Below are 15,110 nucleotides of genomic sequence, written 5' to 3'. Positions count from 1 at the left end.
TAGACGACTCAGCGCGGACGCGGCGCGTCGATGTAGTGGGGCAGAAACCGCGCGTAACCGTCTGTGATGAGGCTCTCGCTTTCGCGTACGCCCACGCCGGCCGACCCGCCGTCCACGACCCAGCTTCCGAGCACCACGTGGTTGCCGTCGAACTGGGGCAACGCGCGGAACTCCTGGAAGCAGAAGCCCTCGTCGCCGTAGATCCCCGGGTTGGTGATCTCGGTGTCGCCGGTCACGATGCGTACCGATCCGCCCTCGCGGCCGAGCAACGGCTTGGCTACGTACTCGGACATCCCGCGTGGCGAGTCCAGGTACGCCGGCAGCAACAGCTCGTGCCCGGGGTACAGCTCCCAGAGCACGGCCAGCAGCGCCTTGTTCGACAGCAGCAGCTTCCAGGCCGGCTCGATCCAGGTGGTCGGCGTGCCCGGGTCCAGCGCCGGCGGCCCGTACGGCTCGGCGAGCATCCACTCCCACGGGTAGAGCTTGAAGCAGGTGGTGATCGGCCGGTCGTCGGCGTCGACGAAACGCCGCCCGTCCCAGCCGACCCGCTGGATCGGCATGAGCGTCACGTCCAGCCCCGCCTGGCGGGCCGTCTCGGCGAGGTAGCCGGCGGTGATCTGGTCCTCGCCCGACTCCTCCTCGTTCGACCAGAGCACGTGCACACGCGGGTCGTGCAGCCCGGCGCCGATCTTGGCCCACGCGCCGACCAGCCGTTCGTGCAGGCTGTTCCACTGGTCCGCGTCCGGGTGGGTGTGCTCCAGCCAGTACCATTGCACGATGCTGGCCTCGACCAGCGCGGTCGGGGTGTCCGCGTTGTACTCCAGCATCTTCGGCGGCCAGCTGCCGTCGTAGGCGAGGTCGAAGCGGCCGTAGAGCGTCGGCGGGGCCTCCCGCAGCGAGCGGGCGACCGCCTCGGCGGCCCACTCCGGGATGCCGAACTCGGCGTGGCGGCGGCGGGCCACCACGTGCTCGGCGGCGGCGACCGACATCCGGTGCAGCTCCTCGGTCGCCTCCTCCAGCCGGAGCACCTCGTCCAGCGTGAACGCGTACGCCGCGGTCTCGTCCCAGTACGACATGATCTCGCCGTCGGGCAGCTCGGTGTCGACGTACACCAGGCCCTGGGCCCGGATGGTGTCGTCCCAGTCGGGGCGCGGCGTGCTGGCCTCGCGGCGCACGTCAGCCGCCGCAGGAGGCGAGGAAGGTGCCGAAGCCGCCGCGGTCGGGCAGCGCGGCGGTGGTCGGGGCGGCGTCGCCGCGCGCGGCGGCCGGCGCGGGGACCCGTAGCGCCACCGCGACGGTGTCACCGCCCCCGCCGGCCGGCCCGAGGGCGCAGTCGTCATCGTCGTCGTCGTAGCCGTTGTTGCAGCCGGAGAGCGCGAGCGCCAGTGCGGTCAGCGCACCGAGCTGCACGGTGGCGGAGCGGAGCCGGCGGCGGGGGTGTCGTTCCACGTGAACGTTGTAGCTGATCGTCGCCAGTCGGTGTGATGGGCGGGGCCCCCTGTTATCGCCGGGTGATAACAGGGGCCCCGCCTCGCACGTGCCCGGCGCGGGTGTGGGGGTGGGCGTTACGCTCGGCTCATGCTCCGTTCCGTCATCCTCGCCGCCTCCCGGTCATCCCAGGTGGAGCGGCTCGTCGCGACGGCCCCGTTCACCCGGGACGTCGTCCGCCGGTTCGTCGCCGGCGCCGGTACCGACGACGCGTTGCGCGCGACCCGCGCACTCGTCGGCGACGGCCAAGCGGTCACCCTCGACTACCTGGGCGAGGACACCACCACCCCGGAGCAGGCGAACGCCACCCGGGACGAGTACCTCTCCCTGCTGCGCCTGCTCGGCGCCGCCGGCCTCACCCCGGCCGCCGAGGTCAGCGTGAAGCTGTCCGCGCTCGGCCAGGCGTTCGACGAGCAGTTCGCGTACGACAACGCGCGGCAGATCTGCGTGGCTGCGGACGCGGCCGGCACCACTGTCACGCTGGACATGGAGGACCACACCACCACCGACTCGACGCTGGACGTGCTGGCCAAACTGCGCAAGGACCACCCGTCGACCGGCGCGGTGCTCCAGGCGTACCTGCGGCGGACCGAGTCGGACTGCCGCGAGCTGGCCGCCGCCGGGTCCCGGGTGCGGCTGTGCAAGGGCGCGTACAAGGAGCCGGAGTCGGTGGCGTACCAGTCCGCCCGCGAGGTGGACAAGTCGTACGTGCGCTGCATGAACGTGCTGATGGCGGGCGACGGCTATCCGATGCTCGCCACCCACGACCCGCGCCTGATCGCGATCGGCGAGGACCGGGCGCGCTGGTTCGACCGCGACCCGGGCCGGTTCGAGTTCCAGATGCTCTACGGCATCCGCCCGGAGGAGCAGCAGCGCCTGGTCGGCGAGGGCTACACGGTGCGCACCTACGTCCCCTACGGCGACCAGTGGTACGGCTACCTGATGCGCCGGCTGGCCGAGCGCCCGGCCAACCTGGCGTTCTTCGGCCGTGCGGTGATGTCGAAGAAGTGAGTCAGTCGTTCGACCAGGTCCGGGTGCAGAGCACGAGGCGGTAGCCGTCCGGGTCGGCGAACGTGATCCCCCACCTGTCCCAGTACGGGCCGGCGGAGACCCTGGTCCCGCCGGCCCGTTCCAGTCTCGCCACCAGGCCGTGCTCGCCCGGCCCGTCGGCCGCGCCCCGGTAGAGCACGTCCAGGCCCAGGCCGTCGGCCCAGAACCGGACGGCTGCGGCCAGGTCGCGGCTGGGCCGCGCCAGGCGTACGTGGGTGTCGGCGGAGATCGGCATGTCGGTGATCGTCCGACCTCAGGTCGAGTTGAGGTCAAGCCTTGACGCGCAAAGCTAATGCCATTAGCCTCATGGCTATGACAGTTAGCCAGGTGGTGCGGGACGGTGGGACGATCGCGTACGAGGTGCACGGCGCGGGGCCGCTGGTGGTGCTCGCACACGGCATGGGGGAGAACCGGGCGGCGTTCCGACACCTGGTGCCGCTGCTGGTGGCGGCCGGCTACCGGGTCGCGTCGATCGACGTCCGCGGGCACGGCGACTCCAGCCCGCACTGGCCCACGTACGCCCCGGCCGAGGTCGGTGGCGACCTGCTCGCCGTGGTGCGCGAGGTGGGCGGCGGGCCGGCCGCGCTTGTCGGCAGCTCGTCCAGCGGTGCGGCCGTGGTCTTCGCCGCCGCCGACGCGCCGGAGCTGGTCAGTGGCATCGTGCAGATCAGCCCGTTCGTGAGCCAGCCGAAGCCGAACCCGGTGATGCGCGCGCTCCAGGCCGCCGTGCTGCGCAGCCCACGACTGTTCGGGATGTTCCACCGCACGCTCTTCCCCTGCGGCCGGCCGGCCGACGACGCCGCGTACCGGAAGGAACTGGTCGCCAGGCTGCGCGGCCGGATGGACGCGGTGCGCGGCGTGGTCGCGCCGGTCGACCCGCACTGGACCGCGCGGGCCCGCGAGGTGCGCCAGCCGGTGCTGGTGCTGATGGGCGCGAAGGACCCGGACTTCCCCGACCCCGGCGCCGAGGCGCGGGCCGCCCGCCGGCAGTTCGCCGTCGCCGAGGCGCGCATGATCGCCGACTCCGGCCACTACCCGCACGCCGACCAGCCCGACGCCACCGCCGCCGACCTGGTCGAGTTCCTGGCGGTGATCGCGCGTGCCTAGGGCCGGCCTGACCCCGGCGACGGTGGTCCGGGAGGCCGCCGTGCTGGCCGACGAGGTCGGCCACGACCGGCTCACCCTGGCCGCGCTCGCCGGCCGGCTCGGCGTCGCGCTGCCCAGCCTCTACAAGCACGTGCGGGGCGTGGACGCGCTGCACCAGAAGCTCGCCGTGCTCGCCACCACCGAGATCGCCGACGTGCTGACCAGCGCCGCCGCGGGCCGGGCCGGCGACGACGCGCTGCGCGCGGTCGCCACCGCCTACCGGGGGTACGCCCGGCGGCACCCCGGCCGCTACCCGGCCACCCAGCGCGCGCCCGACCCGGCCGACCCCGCGCACCTGGCCGCCGCCGAACGCGCGGTCGACGCGATCTTCGCGATCCTGCGCGGGTACGGCATCGACGGGGACGCCGCCGTCGACGCCACCCGGATGTTCCGGGCCACCGTGCACGGCTTCGTCACGCTGGAGGCGGCGGGCGGATTCGGGCTGCCCCGGGACGTCGACCGCTCGTTCGACCGGATGATCGACGGGCTCGACCTCGCGTACCGCGGCTGGCGGTCCCGTTGACGAGCGAGCCGGGTCCCGTCCCTCCGGGCGGGCATGCCGGTGGCGGGCGGGCGGTCCCGGGGACGGCCGTGCTTCCCGCCCGGCGCAGCGGATCTTGGTACGAGGACGCCCTCCGAGGGGCGGATCGGTACCAAGATCTCGGTGGATTCCACGAATCTTGGAAGCGGAGGGCCCTCATGAGGGCCGTTTCCTTCCAAGATCTGGTGCGGGGCGGGAACGAAGGGATTACTTGCAGGACTCTTTCCCGGAACGCCCGATTGGTCGTACCCTTCGCCGGTGACCGACGGCGACGAGGAGCCCCCGGGCCGGGCAGCCGACGGCGACGAGCCGTGCGTCGGGACCGACGGCGCGGAGCAGCACCCGCGCGCCGAGGCCGACGACGTGCCGGCGTGCCCGGCCCCGGCCGCGAAGACCCCGACGGTTGGTCCGCCCCCGTCGTCGCTGGACCCGGTCACACCGCGACCGGCCGCCCCCAGCCCGCCAGCGGTGGCCGCGGTCCCGAGTCCGGCCGTACCCGAGCCGAGCGAGGACAGCGGCCCCGACGCGAGCACCTCCGTGGCCGCTGAGGCGGACGCATCCGTCCCCGCCGTGCCGGCGGCCCTGCCCGAGCTGAGGCCGACCGGTTCCGTCGCGGAGCCGTCCGCTCCGGACGCGAGCCCGGACACCCCTGCCCCCGCACCGTCTGTCCCGGAACCGTCTGCCCCGGAGTCGCCTGCCCCGGCACCGCCTCCGCCGGCAGAGGCGGCGCCGGCACCGCCTCTGCCGCCCACGCCGGGGTCGACTGTCCCGGCGGCGGGCACCACACCGACCGCGTCGGCGTCGACCGAACCCGGGTCGACGGCCGCCACGGCGAGCGCCACGGAACCGAGCGAGCCGACGTCGGCCGTGCCGCAACCGCGCGAGCCGACGTCGGCCGTGCCGCAATCGAGCGAGCCGACGTCGGCCGTGCCGCAATCGAGCGAGCCGACGTCGGCCGTGCCGCAATCGAGCGAGCCGACGTCGGCCGTGCCGCAACCGCGCGAGCCGACGTCGGCCGTGCCGCAATCGAGCGAGCCGACGTCGGCCGTGCCGCAACCGCGCGAGCCGACGTCGGCCGTGCCGCAATCGAGCGAGCCGACGTCGGCCGTGCCGCAACCGCGCGAGCCGAAGTCGAGCCCGGCCTTGCCCACACCACTGACCCCGACGGCGGCGCAGACGGCCGTCGTACCCGCCGTGCCCGCCCCCACCCTGACGAGCGGGAGGCGGCGGCGGTGGCCGCTCTGGACCGTGCTCGGGCTGGCCCTCGGGCTGGTCGCGGGCGCGGTGCCCGGCGTACTGCTGCGGCAGCTCGCGCCGGACGCGGCCGGCCAGCAGACGGCGGGCCGGGAGGCGCCCGGTACGGCGGCCGAGCGGCAACTCGCCGCGCGGATGGTCGCGCAGCTCGACCGGCAGGGCAGCGCGCTGCTGCGCGGCGACAAGGCCGGCTTCCTCGCCGTGGCGGAGCCGACCGCGCGGCCGGCGCTCACCAGGCGGTACGCGGCGCTTCGGGCGCTCCGGGTCACGACGTGGCGGCCCGGCGCCGAGCGGGTGCCGGTGGCGGTGGACGGGCAGCCCGGTCAGTGGCGACTGACCGTGACGGTGGGCTACTGCTTCGTGGTGCCGGGTTGCGCGCCGAGCACGGCGGAGCTGGGCACCCGGTGGCGGCTGGTGGGGGAGGAGCCACGGCTGGTGGCCGTGGAGCCGTCCCGGACGGACCCGACCGGCGTACGCCCGTGGGAGGTGGACGACCTGGCGGTGGCGGTCGGTAAGCGGGCGCTGGTGGCCACCACGCCGGCCCAGCGGGCCAAGCTGCCCGGCCTGCTCGCCCGCGCCGAGGCCGCCGCCCGGGCCGCCGACCGGTACGCGGTCGGCCCGGCGCCGGACCGGTACCTGGTCTACTACGCCGGCAAGGCCGAGTGGCAGCGCTGGTACGGCGGTGGCCGGCCGAAGTGGACCGCCGGTTACGCGGTGGGTGTCGGCGGTGGCCGCCACGACGTGGTGCTCAACGCGCAGAGCCTCGCCCCGGCCGGCGTCGACGACCTGCTCCGGCACGAGTTGACGCACGCCGCCTCGCTGCCCGACCAGGGCTACGCGGACCGCGCGGACTGGTGGCTGGTGGAGGGGCTGGCCGAGTACGCCGGCGCGGACGGCCAGCCGGTGGACCGCTACGAGGGGCTGGCCGAGGTGCGCAAGCTGCTCCGGGGCGGGTGGTCCGGCCGGCTGGACGCGGTGGCACCGGCCGACGACGCGACCGACGACCGGGTCGGCGGCGCCTACGGCGTCGGGTACCTGGCGGTGCGCCACCTGGTCGACAGGTACGGCGAGCAGCGGGTGCTGGACTTCTTCCGGGCCGTGGTGCACCAGCGCCGCGCCCCGGACGAGGCCGCCGACGAGGTGTTCGGCGATCCGTGGCCGGCGCTGCACGACGACTGCGTCACCTACGTCCGGTCGGCCGCCGGCTGAGCCGCGACCCGAAGCGCCGAGGCGTCGACACCGGTCGACGGGTCGTAGCATGGGCCGGGTGGCCCGCACCCCCTCGCCGCGGCTGCCCGCGGCCCGCCGCCCCCGTCTCGTCACCGCCCTTCTCGCCGCCGTCGCGCTGACCGGCACCACCGCCGCCAGGTGCGGCGACGACACCCCCGCGGTCAGCGTCGCCGCCGTGGGGCGCGCGCCGGTCACCGAGGTGATCGACGCGCCGGCCACCGTCACCGCGCGGGCCGCGGCGACGCTCACCGCCCCCGCCGACGGCACGGTGGCCGGCCTGAAGGTCCAGCCCGGACAGCGGGTCACCCGGGGCCAGGTGCTCGCGGTGATCGACTCGCCGTCCGCGCGGGAGCGCCTCGCCCGGGCGCGGGACGCGCTGCGCGCCGCGAAGCGGGCCGGCCGGGGTGTCGGCGTCGGCGACCTGGGCGGCAACCGGCGTGGCACCGACCGGGCCGCCGACGAGGCGTTCGCCGCCGCGCGGGCCGCCGCCGGCAAGGTCGGCGACCCGCAGGCCCGGGCCGCGCTGCTGCTCCAGGTCGAGTCCGCGCAGCGGCAGTACGCGTCGGCCGCCCGCGCCGCCGACCGCGCGGTCGCCGCCGTGCAGCGCGGCGTGGCGGGCCTGAACAGCGCCGTCGGCGCGTTGTCGGCCGCGCAGCGCCTCCAGGCCCAGCAGGCGTACGACCTGGCGAAGACGACCGTCGACGCGTTGACGCTGCGCGCCCCGATCGCCGGCGTGGTGCAGCCGGGCGGCACCCGGGCGGCGACGCCGACCGACCTGGCCGGGTTGCTCGGCGCGGCCGGCGGCGCGGGGGTGCCCGGCCTCGACCCGTCGGCGGCGGGCGCGGCCGGGTCGGGTGGTGGCCCGCCGGCCGGGGTCGACGACGCGGTGCCGGCCGGCGGCCGGGTCACCGCCGGCACGCCGGTGCTCACCGTGGTGGACATCGGCCGGTTGGGTCTGCTCGCCGAGGTGGACGAGACGGACGTGCTGCTGGTCCGCGCCGGAGTGCCCGCCTCGGTCGAGCTGGACGCGGTGACCGGCGCGACGTACGAGGCGACGGTCCGTTCGGTCGACATGCTGCCCACCAGTTCCGCGCGGGGCGGGGTCACCTACCGGGTCCGGCTCGACCTGGGCGCCGGCCGGCTCGGCGAGGAGGCCGCCCCGGCGCCCCGTCCGGGCATGAACGCGGTGGTCCGGCTCCGGGTCCGGGAGGCGACGGACGCGGTGGCGGTGCCGGCCTCGGCGGTCTTCTCCGCCGACGGGCGGGACGCGGTCTGGGTGCTGCGGGGCGGCCGGGCGGACCGGGTGCCGGTGACCGTCGGCGTGCAGGGCCAGGATCTGGTGCAGATCGTCGACGGGGTGCGGGCCGGCGACCGGGTCGTGGTGCGCGGCGCCGACCAGGTGCGCGACGGCCAGGAGCTGCCGTGACCGTCGCCGCGGTCGAGGCGGTCGACGTCTCGCGCGCGTACGAGCTGGACGGGGTGTCGGTGTCCGCGCTGCGCGGTGTGTCGCTCACCATCGACCAGGGCGAGTACGTGGCGGTGATCGGGCCCTCCGGCTCCGGCAAGTCCACGCTGATGCACCTGCTGGGCGGGCTGGACCGGCCCACCGGCGGCCGGTTGGTGATCGGTGGCCGGGACGTGGCCACGCTGACCGCGCCGGAGCTGGCGACGCTGCGCAACGAGACGATCGGCTTCGTCTTCCAGGCGTTCCACCTGCTGGCCCGGACGTCCGCGGTGGACAACGTGGCGTTGCCGCTTGTCTACCGGGGCGTCGGGGCGCGGCAGCGGCGGGAACGGGCGGCGGCGATGCTGGGCCGGGTCGGGCTGGGGCACCGCCTGCACCACCGGCCGAACCAGCTCTCCGGGGGCGAGCAGCAGCGGGTGGCGATCGCCCGGGCGCTGGTCACCGAGCCGGCGGTGCTGCTCGCCGACGAGCCCACCGGCAACCTGGACAGCGTCACCGGCGAGGCGGTGCTGGAGCTGCTGGAGCGGTTGAACGCGGAGTCCGGGGTGGCGTTGGTGATGGTGACGCACGACCAGGAGGTGGCGGCCCGCGCACGTCGGCGGATCGCGGTCCGGGACGGGCTGATCCGGTCCGACACCGCTCATGATCGACCGGGGTCGGACGACGCGGACGGACCTGCGACACTGGATCCCGCTCCCAGCGCGGAGCCCCGGTCCGCGTCCGGAAGCGGCCCGGGGCACCCGTCCGGTGGCTCCGGTGGCGCCACCGGAGCCACCGGACGCCTTCCGCGTGACGGCGACGGGGCGGCCCGGTGAGGGTGGCCGAGGCGTGGCGGGTGGCGCTGGACGCGCTGCGCGCCAACCGGATGCGCAGTCTGCTGACCATGCTCGGCGTGATCATCGGGGTCGCCTCGGTGGTGATCCTGGTGGCCATCGGCACCGGCACGAAGCGGCAGGTCGAGCAGCAGGTCGAGGGGCTCGGCTCGAACCTGCTGCTGGTGGTGCCCGGGAAGATCGAGGTGGGCACCGCGCCGGTGGTGTCGCCGCTGGACCTCAAGGACGTCGACGCCGTCTCCCGGGTGGTCGGCGATCCCGGCCGGGTGGCCGTGACGGTGGCCTCCGGCGCGACCGCGCGGGCCGGCAACCGGTCCGACTTCACCACCGTGCAGGGCGTGCTGGAGACCACCCCGTCGGTGTTCACCCGGTCGCTGGCCCGGGGCCGCTACCTGTCCGGGGCCGACGTGGACACCAGCCGTCGGGTGGCGGTGCTCGGCGCGTCGGTGGCCCGGACGCTCTTCCCCGACCGTGATCCGCTCGGCCAGCAGGTCACGCTGGCCGGCGTACGGTTCCGGGTGATCGGCGTCTTCGCCCCGCTCGGGCAGAGCCTCGGCGTGGACCGGGACGACGAGGTGCACGTCCCGGTGACCGCCGCGCAGCGGCTGTGGGGCACCCAGCGGATCGACGGCATCGCGGTCAAGGCGCCGGACCGGGAGCGGATCGACCAGCTCGGCGAGCGGATCGTCGCGGAGCTGTCCCGCCGGCACCCGGACACCGAGTTCAGCGCCGTCACCCAACAGCAGATCCTCGGCGTGCTCGGCGACATCCTGGGCGTGCTCACCGGCGTGCTGGCCGCGATCGCCGGCATCTCGCTGCTGGTCGGCGGCGTCGGCGTCTCCAACATCATGCTGGTCTCGGTACGCGAGCGCACCCGCGAGATCGGCCTGCGCAAGGCGGTCGGCGCCCGGCCCCGGGACATCGGCGTGCAGTTCCTGCTGGAGGCGGTGCTGCTCACCTCGATCGGTGGCCTGACCGGGATGGCGCTTGGGGTGGGCACCGCGCTGCTGGTCGACGCGTTCTCCCCGATCCCGGCCGCGATCACCTGGTGGTCGCTGGCGCTGGCGTTCGGCGTCTCGGCGGCGGTGGGCATCGTGTTCGGTGTGGTGCCGGCGCAGCGGGCCGGCCGGCTCGATCCGGTGGTGGCGTTGCGCGCCGAGTAGGCGATCCGGACGCGCCACCCGTCCGGGCGAAAAAGCCCTGGCGGGCGCCCGCCCCGCCATGATCAAAGGACGGAAGGGATCGCGCAGGTCACAGCCGTCCCGCTACCGTACTCATTACACGCGCGTCGCTCGTCGAGGCGGGAGCACCTGCCCGGTGGCACGCGCCGGGCACGGGAATGGGTCGGTGAGCCATGGCCGGGTCGCAGTCCGACGCACGGCTGTCGGATGTCAGGTTCCTGACCGTCGCCGAGGTGGCAACGGTCATGCGGGTCTCCAAGATGACGGTCTACCGTCTCGTGCACAGCGGTGAGCTGACCGCGGTGCGGGTCGGTCGTTCGTTCCGGGTGCCCGAGCACGCCGTGCACGAATATCTCCGGGGCGCGTTCCAGGAGTCCGCCTGAGCCCTCGGCGACGCCCGCCGAGTGCGACGAAAAGGGGCATCGACGGGGGCGCGTTGGTCCTGCTGACGCACTCCGGCTACCCTGGAGCCCGACCGTGATCGCTCCTGGTGTGCCCGGCCCACCACGCTGGTCCGGTCCGTTGTCCGCAAGCGGGCAGGGCGCCACCGCGTTGGTGGTGCCTCCCGGTCCGCCCCGCACGTTGCATCGAAAGGCTGTCGTATGGGCTCGGTGGTCAAGAAGCGCCGCAAGCGCATGGCTAAGAAGAAGCACCGCAAGCTGCTGCGCAAGACCCGCGTCCAGCGTCGCCGTCTCGGCAAGTGACCGGGGCCGGGCGCTGACCCGGCACCGGCACCACTTGCCAACTGTCGACCCTCGGAGGCTCAGGTGATCAGGCCGCGGACGTTCCGGCTCGATCCTGCCTGCCGCGCAAGGCGCACGACATGACCCCCGGTGGCACCTCCGGTGCCCCGGGGGTCGTCGTCGTCACCGGAGTCGGCCGGTTCCTCGGCGCCAACCTCGCCGCCCGGCTCGCCGCCGACCCACGCATCGAGCGGGTCATCGGCGTCGACCCGGCCCCGCCGAACCCCGAGCTGGCCGACCTGCTCTCCGACGTCGAGCTGGTCCGGCTCGACCTCGACTCGCTCGGCGGTCTCCTGATCGACCTCGACGTCGACGCCGTGGCGCACCTGGCGCTGGTCACCGCGCCCGACCCGCAGCACGGCGGTCGGGCGGCGATGAAGGAACAGAACGTCATCGGCACCATGCAGCTGCTCGCCGCCGCCCAGCGCGCGCCGCGCCTGCGCCGGCTGGTGGTCCGCTCGTCGACCGCCGCGTACGGGGTGTCGTTCCGCGACCCGGCCGTCTTCACCGAGGAGACCGAGCCGCGTGAGGTGCCGCGCGGCGGGTTCGGCCGCGACATCCTCGACATCGAGGGGTACGTTCGCGGCTTCCGCCGCCGCCGGCCCGACGTCACCGCCACCGTGCTGCGCTTCGCGCCGTTCATCGGCTACACGGCCGACACCACGCTCACCCGCTACTTCGCGCAGCCGGTGGTGCCCACCATCTTCGGCCGCGACCCGCGCCTGCAGTTCCTGCACATCGACGACGCGCTGACGGTGCTGCACCGGTCGGTCGCCGAGGAGCACCCGGGGACGTTCAACGTGGCCGGTCCGGGCGTGCTGTCGCTCTCACAGGCCATCCGCCGGGCCGGCCGGGTGGCCGTGCCGGTGCTGGAGCCGGGCTTGGCCGGGGTGGCCGCGGTCGCCCGCACCCTGGGCTTCGGCCGGTACGGCCTGGACCAGGTCGACCTCTTCGTGCACGGTCGGGTGGTGGACACCACCCGGCTGGAGCGTGAGTTCGGCTTCACCCCCCGCTCGACCGCTGCCGCCTTCGACGACTTCGTCCGCGCCCACCACGGCGGGGTGGTGGTGACCCGCGACCAGCTCGCCGCGGCCGAGCAACTGGTGCTGGAGAGCATCCGTCAGGTCCGCTCGACCGTCCGGGAGCGCTCGTGAGCAGCACACCGGAGCGGTGGGACGCCCGCTTCGACGTACCCCCGACCGGGCCCGGGCCGGACGCGGAGCCGGCGCGGCGCAACGGGCACCGGCCGGTCACCGCGCCGGCCGCCCGACCGCCCGCGCCCCCGGAGCCGGCCGACGAGCCGGACACCTCCGCCGACGAGCCGACCACCCGCCCGGTCGCGAGGAAGACCGTGGCGAAGAAGGCGGTCGCGAAGAAGGCGGTCGCTAAGAAGGCCGTGGCGAGGCAGGCGGTGGCGGAGAGCGCGACCCCCGGGGACGGCCCGTCCGGGCCGGCGGTGGGCGACCGGCCCGGGGACCAGTGGGACCGTCGGGTCGCGCGGGGGCTCGCGTTCCTGCGCCGCCGGCTCGCCGGTGACTACGAGGTCGACGAGTTCGGCTTCGACCCGGACCTCACCGACGCGGTCTTCCATCCGCTGGTCCGGGTGCTCTACCGGGACTGGTTCCGCACCGAGGTCGGCGGCCTGGAGCACGTGCCGGCCGAGGGCGCCGGCCTGGTGGTGGGCAACCACTCCGGCACCGTGGCGCTGGACGCGCTGATCCTCTCCGCGGCGCTGCACGACCGGCATCCGAGCCACCGCTACCTTCGCCTGCTCGGCGCCGACCTGGTCTTCCGGATGCCCGTGGTGTCCGAGCTGGCCCGCAAGACCGGCGGCACGGTCGCCTGCAACCCGGACGCCGAACGGCTGCTCGGCAACGGCGAGCTGGTCGGCGTGTTCCCGGAGGGCTTCAAGGGCATCGGCAAGCTCTACTCCGACCGCTACAAGCTCCAGCGCTTCGGCCGGGGCGGCTTCGTCTCCGCCGCGCTGCGTACCGGCACGCCGATCGTGCCGGTGGCCATCGTCGGCGGCGAGGAGATCTATCCGATGCTCGCCGACATCAAGCCGCTCGCCCGGCTGCTCAAGCTGCCGTACTTCCCGGTGACGCCGACGTTCCCCTGGCTGGGCCCGCTGGGCATGGTGCCGCTGCCGAGCAAGTGGCTGATCGAGTTCTGCCCGCCGATCCCGACCGCGCACCTGCGGGACTCCGCGGACGACCCGCTTGTCGTGTTCAACCTCGCCGACCAGGTGCGGGAGACCATCCAGCAGACGCTGCACAAGCTGCTCGAACGCCGCCCGGACCCGTTCGGCCCCTGAGCGTCGGGTCAGGCGCGCTGGCGGCGGCGGTGCAGGGCCAGCCCGGCGGTCACCGCGCCGGCGAGCAGCCCGGCGGCGGCGGTCGACGGCACGGCGATGCGGACGGCCCGACGGCCGGTGCGGAAGTCACGGACCTCCCAGCCCCGCTCCCGGGCCCGCCGCGACAGCGCCGGGTCGGGGTTGACCGCGACCGCGCGGCCCACCGCGGACAGCATCGGCAGATCGTTGGCGGAGTCGCTGTAGGCCGCGCAGCGGGTCAGGTCCAGCCCTTCCACGGCGGCGAGCTGGGTGACCGCCTCCGCCTTCGCCGGCCCGTGCATCAGATCGCCGACCAGTCGGCCGGTGTACGCCCCGTCGACCACCTCGGCCACCGTGCCGATCGCGCCGGTCAGGCCGAGTCGGGCCGCGATCACCCGGCCGATCTCCACCGGGGCGGCACTGACCAGCCAGACGCGCTCGCCCGCGTCGAGGTGACGCTGGGCCAGCCGGCGGGTGCCGGCCCAGATGCGCGGCGCCATCAGCTCGTCGAAGATCTCCTCGGTGAGCCGCTCCACGTCGTCGACCCGCCAGCCCTGCACGAAGGCGAGCGCGGCCTCCTTGGCCTGGGACATGGTCCCGGCGTGCTCGGTGGCGAGCAGTCGGAACCGGGCCTGCTGCCAGGCGAACCGGGCCAGGTCACCGGCGGTGAAGTAGTTCCGGGCGGCCAGCCCGCGGGCGAACCAGTAGATCGACGCGCCCTGCATCATCGTGTTGTCCACGTCGAAGAACGCGGCGGCCGTCGGGTCCGGCGCGATCGTGGTCGCGGGTGCCGCCGGGGTCTCCGCCCAACCGGCGGTGTGCCCGTGGACGTCGGTGCTGACCGTCACCTTGCGGGACCCGGTCACCGCGACCTCCCTCCCTCGACGAGCCTGGTACGCGTGCCGCGTCCACCGTATCCGGCGTCTCGTGACGGTCGGGTGTCCGTCGGGGGAAGTGTGGCCGCGCGCTCAGCGTTCGCCGGGGCAGGTGGTCGGCGCCGGCCCGAGTGTGTCGCTGGCGGTCGGCGCGGGCAGCCCGCAGGCGATCGTCTCGCGCAGCGCGTCGGCGCGTCGGCCGGCGGCGTCGAGCAGGGCAAGCGAGCGGCGGGTGCGGTCCCGGTCGGCGTGGTCGGGCCGGGCGAGCAGGCCGCTGACCACCCGGCGCTGACCGGCGAGGAACGTGTCCACGGCGTCCAGCGCGGTCGGGTCGGAGCGTTGCGCGGCCACCGTGGTCAGCAGGCGTACGCCCTGGCGGGTGTCCGCATCCATGTCGTCCAGGACGGCGCTGAAGCCGAGCCGGTCGTCGCGGACCGTGGCGGCCTCGTCGAGCCGGGTCCGGGCGAAGTCGAGGAAGAGCTGACCGCGGCTGATGTCCGAGCTGGCCAGGGCGAGCTGGGCGCGTTCGGTGGAGCGCTTCATGCCGTACAGCGCGTCGCCGGGCAGCGCGTTCTCGCTGGCGGCGGAGATGCCGGAGAGGGCGATCGCACCGGCGGCCACGCCGACCAGGATCGCGCCCCGGGCCCGCGCCCGGCGGCCGGTGATGGCGGGCAGCAGCGCGCCGAGCCCGCCGGCGCCGGCGTCGGTGGTGGCGGGGAGGCCCTCACGTTCGGCGGTGGCCACCAGCATCGCGCGCAGGCCGGTGCGGAAGTCGGCGTCGACCTCGACGGTGGGCCGCTCGACGGTGAGCCGGCGGGTCACTCCCACGAGCGCGGTGAGTTCGCCGTCGGCGCGGGACCGGACGTGGTGTCGGCGTCCGCCGTTGGCCTCGTCGAGGAGTTGCGCGAAGCGCTCGGCTCGCCGACCGGAGAAGAGGTCGCTGTCCACCGCGGGCACCCCCTCTCGCTGGTC

General features: G+C 75.0%; 16 protein-coding genes. 11 read left to right on the top strand and 5 right to left on the bottom strand.

Annotation, left to right across the window (positions count from 1 at the left end; genetic code table 11):
• Positions 1-8: 8 nt before the first annotated feature.
• Both TPA0908_RS15125 and TPA0908_RS15120 read right to left on the bottom strand, forming a co-directional pair.
• Positions 9-1,175 carry a glutathionylspermidine synthase family protein gene (locus TPA0908_RS15125; protein WP_281938322.1) on the bottom strand — a complete coding sequence of 389 codons (1,167 nt, stop codon included), beginning with the start codon at positions 1,173-1,175 and terminating at the stop codon, positions 9-11.
• A 1-nt stretch (position 1,176) separates the two neighbouring features.
• Positions 1,177-1,449, bottom strand: a complete 273-nt coding sequence (locus TPA0908_RS15120) for a hypothetical protein (protein ID WP_281938321.1) — start codon at positions 1,447-1,449, stop codon at positions 1,177-1,179.
• 129 nt (positions 1,450-1,578) lie between these two features.
• On the opposite strand from TPA0908_RS15120, the gene TPA0908_RS15115 reads away from it, so the two are divergent.
• Positions 1,579-2,499: a proline dehydrogenase family protein gene (locus TPA0908_RS15115; protein WP_281938320.1), complete on the top strand. Its 921-nt coding sequence runs from the start codon at positions 1,579-1,581 to the stop codon at positions 2,497-2,499.
• A gap of 1 nt (position 2,500) precedes the next feature.
• On the opposite strand, the gene TPA0908_RS15110 is transcribed toward TPA0908_RS15115, so the two are convergent.
• Positions 2,501-2,773 carry a VOC family protein gene (locus TPA0908_RS15110; RefSeq protein WP_281938318.1) on the bottom strand — a complete coding sequence of 91 codons (273 nt, stop codon included), beginning with the start codon at positions 2,771-2,773 and terminating at the stop codon, positions 2,501-2,503.
• A 77-nt stretch (positions 2,774-2,850) separates the two neighbouring features.
• On the opposite strand from TPA0908_RS15110, the gene TPA0908_RS15105 reads away from it, so the two are divergent.
• The 10 genes from TPA0908_RS15105 (at position 2,851) to TPA0908_RS15060 (ending at position 13,245) form a co-directional block, all read left to right on the top strand.
• Complete coding sequence (locus tag TPA0908_RS15105) at positions 2,851-3,645, top strand: alpha/beta fold hydrolase (RefSeq protein WP_281938316.1); 795 nt, start codon at positions 2,851-2,853, stop codon at positions 3,643-3,645.
• Positions 3,638-4,207, top strand: a complete 570-nt coding sequence (locus TPA0908_RS15100; RefSeq protein WP_281938315.1) for a TetR/AcrR family transcriptional regulator — start codon at positions 3,638-3,640, stop codon at positions 4,205-4,207. Before TPA0908_RS15105 ends, TPA0908_RS15100 begins: the two co-directional genes overlap by 8 nt.
• A 1,161-nt stretch (positions 4,208-5,368) precedes the next feature.
• Entirely contained in the window at positions 5,369-6,688 is a 1,320-nt protein-coding gene (locus tag TPA0908_RS15095) for a hypothetical protein (RefSeq protein WP_281938313.1), read from the top strand.
• Between the two features lie 49 nt (positions 6,689-6,737).
• Positions 6,738-8,135 carry an efflux RND transporter periplasmic adaptor subunit gene (locus TPA0908_RS15090; RefSeq protein WP_281938311.1) on the top strand — a complete coding sequence of 466 codons (1,398 nt, stop codon included), beginning with the start codon at positions 6,738-6,740 and terminating at the stop codon, positions 8,133-8,135.
• Positions 8,132-8,989: an ABC transporter ATP-binding protein gene (locus TPA0908_RS15085; RefSeq protein WP_281938309.1), complete on the top strand. Its 858-nt coding sequence runs from the start codon at positions 8,132-8,134 to the stop codon at positions 8,987-8,989. Before TPA0908_RS15090 ends, TPA0908_RS15085 begins: the two co-directional genes overlap by 4 nt.
• Positions 8,986-10,170 (top strand): ABC transporter permease, encoded by a 1,185-nt coding sequence (locus TPA0908_RS15080; protein ID WP_107162558.1) that lies wholly within the window; start codon positions 8,986-8,988, stop codon positions 10,168-10,170. Before TPA0908_RS15085 ends, TPA0908_RS15080 begins: the two co-directional genes overlap by 4 nt.
• Positions 10,171-10,361: 191 nt before the next feature.
• Positions 10,362-10,571 (top strand): helix-turn-helix domain-containing protein, encoded by a 210-nt coding sequence (locus tag TPA0908_RS15075; protein WP_013288759.1) that lies wholly within the window; start codon positions 10,362-10,364, stop codon positions 10,569-10,571.
• A gap of 219 nt (positions 10,572-10,790) precedes the next feature.
• Complete coding sequence (locus tag TPA0908_RS15070; protein ID WP_007465623.1) at positions 10,791-10,892, top strand: 30S ribosomal protein bS22; 102 nt, start codon at positions 10,791-10,793, stop codon at positions 10,890-10,892.
• A gap of 119 nt (positions 10,893-11,011) precedes the next feature.
• Positions 11,012-12,085, top strand: coding sequence for an NAD-dependent epimerase/dehydratase family protein (locus TPA0908_RS15065; RefSeq protein WP_281938308.1), 1,074 nt, complete (start codon positions 11,012-11,014; stop codon positions 12,083-12,085).
• A gap of 302 nt (positions 12,086-12,387) precedes the next feature.
• Entirely contained in the window at positions 12,388-13,245 is an 858-nt protein-coding gene (locus TPA0908_RS15060) for a lysophospholipid acyltransferase family protein (protein WP_281938619.1), read from the top strand.
• A gap of 8 nt (positions 13,246-13,253) precedes the next feature.
• Here the strand turns inward: TPA0908_RS15060 and TPA0908_RS15055 are convergent, their stop codons facing one another.
• Both TPA0908_RS15055 and TPA0908_RS15050 read right to left on the bottom strand, forming a co-directional pair.
• A complete protein-coding gene (locus tag TPA0908_RS15055; RefSeq protein WP_374709219.1) occupies positions 13,254-14,180 on the bottom strand; it encodes an HAD family hydrolase in 927 nt (308 codons plus the stop codon).
• A gap of 51 nt (positions 14,181-14,231) precedes the next feature.
• Entirely contained in the window at positions 14,232-15,086 is an 855-nt protein-coding gene (locus TPA0908_RS15050) for a DUF5667 domain-containing protein (RefSeq protein ID WP_281938304.1), read from the bottom strand.
• Positions 15,087-15,110: the final 24 nt, after the last annotated feature.

Origin of the sequence: Micromonospora sp. AKA38 (genome assembly GCF_027925725.1) — a bacterium.
Classification (GTDB): Bacteria; Actinomycetota; Actinomycetes; order Mycobacteriales; family Micromonosporaceae; genus Micromonospora.
This window is presented reverse-complemented; position numbering and strand designations above follow the sequence as displayed.